8 protein-coding genes are annotated in these 5,153 nt (G+C 58.7%); 1 reads left to right on the plus strand and 7 read right to left on the minus strand.

Annotation, left to right across the window (positions count from 1 at the left end):
- Positions 1-742: 742 nt before the first annotated feature.
- Complete coding sequence (locus tag FG91_RS22265; protein ID WP_200878449.1) at positions 743-883, plus strand: hypothetical protein; 141 nt, start codon at positions 743-745, stop codon at positions 881-883.
- 619 nt (positions 884-1,502) lie between these two features.
- Here the strand turns inward: FG91_RS22265 and FG91_RS13050 are convergent.
- The 7 genes from FG91_RS13050 to FG91_RS13080 form a co-directional block, all read right to left on the minus strand.
- The gene (locus FG91_RS13050) at positions 1,503-1,784 is read right to left on the minus strand and encodes a cation transporter (RefSeq protein ID WP_037515615.1); all 282 of its coding nucleotides are present in this window, start codon (positions 1,782-1,784) and stop codon (positions 1,503-1,505) included.
- Positions 1,785-1,797: 13 nt separating this feature from the next.
- On the minus strand, positions 1,798-2,205 hold the full coding sequence (locus tag FG91_RS13055; RefSeq protein WP_162835121.1) for a mercuric transporter MerT family protein: 408 nt from the start codon (positions 2,203-2,205) through the stop codon (positions 1,798-1,800).
- A 66-nt stretch (positions 2,206-2,271) separates the two neighbouring features.
- Positions 2,272-2,511, minus strand: coding sequence for a hypothetical protein (locus FG91_RS13060; RefSeq protein ID WP_037515618.1), 240 nt, complete (start codon positions 2,509-2,511; stop codon positions 2,272-2,274).
- 95 nt (positions 2,512-2,606) lie between these two features.
- Positions 2,607-3,005, minus strand: coding sequence for a mercuric transporter MerT family protein (locus tag FG91_RS13065; protein ID WP_081940584.1), 399 nt, complete (start codon positions 3,003-3,005; stop codon positions 2,607-2,609).
- Between the two features lie 271 nt (positions 3,006-3,276).
- Positions 3,277-3,918 (minus strand): NrsF family protein, encoded by a 642-nt coding sequence (locus FG91_RS13070; protein ID WP_037515620.1) that lies wholly within the window; start codon positions 3,916-3,918, stop codon positions 3,277-3,279.
- A 2-nt stretch (positions 3,919-3,920) separates the two neighbouring features.
- Positions 3,921-4,472 (minus strand): sigma-70 family RNA polymerase sigma factor, encoded by a 552-nt coding sequence (locus tag FG91_RS13075; protein ID WP_037515622.1) that lies wholly within the window; start codon positions 4,470-4,472, stop codon positions 3,921-3,923.
- Positions 4,473-4,630: 158 nt separating this feature from the next.
- Positions 4,631-4,930: a heavy-metal-associated domain-containing protein gene (locus FG91_RS13080; protein WP_037515623.1), complete on the minus strand. Its 300-nt coding sequence runs from the start codon at positions 4,928-4,930 to the stop codon at positions 4,631-4,633.
- Positions 4,931-5,153 lie beyond the last annotated feature (223 nt).

Below are 5,153 nucleotides of genomic sequence, written 5' to 3' on the forward strand. Positions count from 1 at the left end.
AATCCTTTCCGGCTATGCTCCTGCCGGGCAATACCAGTCCATGTCATTGATCACTCCATCTCTCGCAGGACGGACTGAATCACAACATACTGGTATTGCTCAACAACTTTTGGGGCAGGCTCTGAGATAATAAGCGGCGTTCAGTCTTGCCTCGCGGCGGTCCAAAGCGATGGTGTGGATGTTGAAAAACTCAAGCAGGATGGGTGGAGCGCGGTGTCAGCCTCTGACGGCGGAAAGCCGGTGGCGGTCCCTGTCCCGATGTTCTCTAAGGGTAGCCTCCTTCTTATCCACCAAGCCACTGCTTCGACGCCGATCTGCGCCATCATGACGAATGTTCCGGATGTTCCTGCTATTAGCGGGATCGCCGACGAGCTGGACAGCGCTCTAAACACAGACCGCAAAATCGAGAACGGTAAGGCGATACCCGCGTACTGGTTTCCCAAAGGTCACGTCGTACAGCTAGCGACGACTGGGAGCGAGAAAGCCCCCGGTGTCCGCATTGTGGTGGGATACCGTAAGTAGCCCGCCTCATGATGCTGCCGTCAGTCACTATGGCTGCCGGCGCGCGATACCACATATAATCTTGATGCCAGCTACCCATCATTCGAGCTATTTCGCTTAGGGTGTCATTTCGCCCTCAGCCGGAACCGACCCCAACAACGCCGACCCGCGTCTCGCGCCCGCCCAGGCGATCGTCGACGCCGCCATAAAGACGGCCCAGGACCGGGGAGAGAGCGCCCGCATGGTCAACACGATCGGCGATTCGACACGCCAGCTCGTCGCCGACCGCATCAAGATGGGCGGTGCCCTGGATGCGGACATCGGCCGAGTTCCCGATCGGGGACGGACGACCCCACCTCAACAGAAAGAGCGGGGCCGCTGAGGCACCTGCCGTTCGTGACCATTAAGGAGTTCGGGAAGAGGCTTCGCGGTGAATTCGTGCCCATGCAGGTTCGTCGGCATCGGGGCGTTGGCGGACCGTCGTGAACGTGACCGGCCCATCGTACCAGAGGACATCGCGGATATGTCGCAGGCCAAGCGTAGCGTTGGCCCAGACCCGCGCACGCGGGCGGTCCTTTGGGGACTTTTGGACGATCAGGAGCCTCTCGCGGGGCAGCCAAGAGAGGGTGAAGTAGGTGACAAAGCGCCCGTCCTCGCGTTCTTCCATTCGGCATGCTGTGACCTCCCCGCCCATCGGGCGCTCGTTCGTCATTTGACGCTCGCGAACGTCGTTAGTCATGATGGCTGACATAGAGCCTTCTCACGTCTCGGCTTCCTAGCTTCGCCACGCGGAGAACCGAGCCTTTCCCTACACTTACGCTGCCGAATGGACGCGACCTTAGGCGCACCCGCGTGTGCGGGGCAAGAATCCGAGTTGCCTGTTCCCAATCTGTTCCGATTCGGGTTATGAGAACGGACGAGAAGGGAACCGCATGTTGCTGACGCTGCATTGCATGAAGTTCTGCGGCGGGAAAGACAAGCTGGAGACCTCTAGATTTTCCTCAGAGCTTCGGGCGGGAAGGATATCCAGCGTTGGTCGTAGCGCTGATAAGGGCTGCTACGGTCGTAGCTTTGTCGTCAAAAACGACCGTCGCGCTTCTGGCCTTTGCCGAGACGTCGACGCGCTTCACGCCGGGCACGTTGCTGAGGCTCTTCTTCACCGTGGGGACGCAGGTCACACAAGACAAATTATCGACGGCCAGCGTGACGCTTCGATCGGCCGCCAAGGCGGGAGTGGCGGAAAGAGCAACAGCCGACAGGAAGCAGATGTTGATGATCTTCATAGGAGTTTCCTCGTTATTCGATGAATTGGACAGCGGCGTACGGGAATGCGACGGCTGCAATTACTAGAAACGTTGTCACCCACAGCGAGACCTTCAGAACTCGTGTCGAGGAAGGGCTCCCGCAGTAGGTTCCATTGTCGCACTTCCTCGCTGGCGAGCGGTAAACCCGCACAAAGCCATAGATGAGAGCGGGGGCAGCGAGCGCAACGAAGATCGGCTGGTACGGAGCAAGTGCGGTGAGGTTGCCAATCCAGGCGCCGCTGATCCCCAACGTAAACAGGGCCAACGGCACCACGCAGCAGGAGGCTGCGGCGACGGCGCCTAGCGCCCCTCCAGCAATCGCGAGCCAAGTGCGGCCGCTTGGCACACCATTGGTGCCGCCCTCAGATTCGGCCGTCTCGATGATCATCTTCTGAACCATTCACCCACTCAAACAAGGACGATACCACCTGGAGCAACTCCAGATCCAAGAGCTATTTTCCGTCAATCAACCCGCGCAGCAGGAGAGTTTGCTGACATCCTTGTCGAAGGTCTGAGCAGCCAGCTTCAGCCCCTCGACGGTTGTAAGGTACGGGAAGATCGTTTCCGCCAGGTCGTCGATCGTGAGGCCGCACCGGATGGCCATGGCCGCAGTCTGGATACTATCGGCGCCCTCCGGCGCGAGAATGTGGGCCCCCAACAGCTTTCTGCTCTGTCCATCGGCAACGAGCTTGATCAAGCGCGCCACTAGTGACGCCCATGACAGCAGCAGCAGTCAAAACGGTGCGAATTACAGTTTTCATGGTGTTGGTCCTCCTGAGGTAAGTGAGTGAAGCTAATCTGTTAAAGATAAGGCGCAACGTAAGGGAATGCGGCTGCAGCGATCACGAGCAGCGTTGCCGCCCAAAGTGCGGCCTTTGTCATTCCGGTTGAGCGGGGCTCGGAGCATGCGCTCCCATCGGCGCAGTTTGCCGGGCTCCGGTATACACGCCAGAAAGCGAACGCGAGGATTACGACGGCCGCACCCATGAAAAAGGGTTCGTAAGGTGCGAGCGCAGTCAGGTTGCCCATCCATGCGCCTCCGACCCCAAGCGTCAGAAGCGCCAGGGGCAGGACGCAACAGGACGCCGCACCGAGAGCGGCAACAAGCCCCCCCACGGCCAGCAGCTTCTGCCCTCCAACTTTGCGGCTCCTGATATCAAGCTGCGGGCGAAGCAAGCTCGCCTGTTCAAACTCAGACACTAAATTAATCTCCTGTCCTCGAAAACGGTCGCTGACCGGGCCCGCCCGCAAGCGCGAGGGACAAACGCCGGTGGCTCTTACTCATAATTCGCTGCGAACCGGACAAAGGTTACAGCGATGACAAAAAAAGCATCGGTAAAGCCACTGCGGCTGAACCCGCTTGAAGTCACGGCGCTCCCCCTCTTCGCTGCTCTACGGGGACTCATGTGAGATCTGGCAAATTATGCAAACGGAGGCGGAGAGACGTCTGCTGCTCACCAGCCCTAGGCAATCACCAGCGGAGGAGGCGCGGCCCAAGCAAAGCGCCTAAGACGGCGCAGATCGCTATAGCGCTGGTGTACCAACATGCCACGAACGCGAGTGATGCATCTCGGCAGGAGAGAGCATAGGCACTGGCGCTTACACCACCTGCCAAGAATCCAGCCACGGCACCCGCACGTTTCAGATGTGTCGGCGCTGCCTTCCGTAGCGCCCAGATCATCAGGGCGAATGGCACTGTCGCGATAGCGGGTATCAGCAACAAACACTCCGGCCAGGCACGGCCGATAGTGGCTCCGTTCCGCCAAGCATCTGGAACGGACATCAAGTTTGGAGCAGCAAGAAGAGCGATCACAACGAAAGGAACAAAGACCAAGGCTACCCCCATCCGATTTGCTTGACCTGGGCGCGCCAATTTGAGGAGGGCAGAGAAAGTGATCAGAACAATACTGCCGGTGAAAACCAGCTTCAACACGAGCAAACCGAGGTCATCGGAGTGGTCGAGATCCAGCGACACACCGTAAGCCAAGCAGACTGTCGCAACAGCGAGGAGGGTTCCGATGCCGAGGGCAGCTAGCATGACATGTGGAACGATCCGTCGATCGACCGGTCTTAGCTCAGAGCTAAGCTTTTCTATCAGTTCGCTCGTCTGCATTTCTAACTTTCCAGCTTCAGGGCAGCCGCCATAGCCTTTAACCCGCGATGTATTCTGACCTTCATAGCGGCCTCCGAAATCCCGTGCCCTTGAGCGCTTTCGGCGATGCTCAGGCCATCGAGCTTTACTTCTTTCATCGCCCGCCGGCTATGTACGGGAAGGATGGCAAGCAACCGCTCAGCATCAACCCTGCTCTCAAGAGCCCCGAGATAGTCCTCGGTGGCCATTTCTCCAGCCGTCTCGAGCGGCAGAGCGGCCATGGCCGCTCTGCTCCGCCTTAAATGGTCCAAGAGCTTATATCGAGCGATGCCGTAGGCCCACGGCGTAAACCTCTGCGCAGGATCATAAGTGTGGCGATGTTTGTGGATGGCGATCAGAACCTCCTGCAGGATGTCTTCCGCCTCACTTCCATTGTGACCCAGGCAGGTCAGCTGCCCTGCGACATAGCCCCAAAGCGGACGCCGGAGGCTCTGAAGCAGCCTCTTGAAAGCGCCTCCATCGCCTTCTTGTGCCGCTATCATGAGGGATCTCAACTCATTCTCGATACGTCTCATGAGCTTTTATCGACTGCTGCGGAGATGCTCGTAGCGCATCGCAAGATCTCGGGACTTCGGATGGCACGGTCGACGCACGCGCGGAGAACAACGGGTCCGAGCCCACAGGCAGCCAGGGCGAGCGTGAAGTTCGGCTCAAGCCCGCCCGGTCGCATCGGCTAGTCCGCCTTCGGCGCGGACTGCAGTCGGGCCGGGTAGCCTACCTTTGCAGAGGCAGCCTGGAGCGCCTCGGGCGACGTCTTTACATCGTCGTAGGTCACGACGATCGTCTTAGTTTCACGTGATGCATCGACCTTGCTCACCCCAGGCACGAGGCCCAAGGCAGTTTCCACGCTGTTCTCACAGGAGGCGGAGCCGATCTTTTCACTCGTGAACGTCACCGTCCGTTCGGCTGCAAACGCAGAGCCGGCGGCGACAAGCAATGAGGCCGCACTAAGGAGCCGTACAACAAGGCGCATTTTCAATCCTTCAGCTATGAAAGTTCCGATTTTGGATGGGGTCGAGCGGTTCGCCGAGACAGCTTACGGCGCGACAACATCCGAGAAGCCATGGGAGCTAGGCGGTAAACTCATAAATTTAGTTGCGCGAAGCGGTACTGGTTGATTCAAGGCTCGTGAAAGGAGCCTTGCAATGCATCGCCGTTTTGAACTGACAGATTTCGAGTGGTCAATTATTGAGCCG

Origin of the sequence: Sphingopyxis sp. LC81, from assembly GCF_000756375.1 — a bacterium.
Lineage (GTDB): Bacteria > Pseudomonadota > Alphaproteobacteria > Sphingomonadales > Sphingomonadaceae > Sphingopyxis.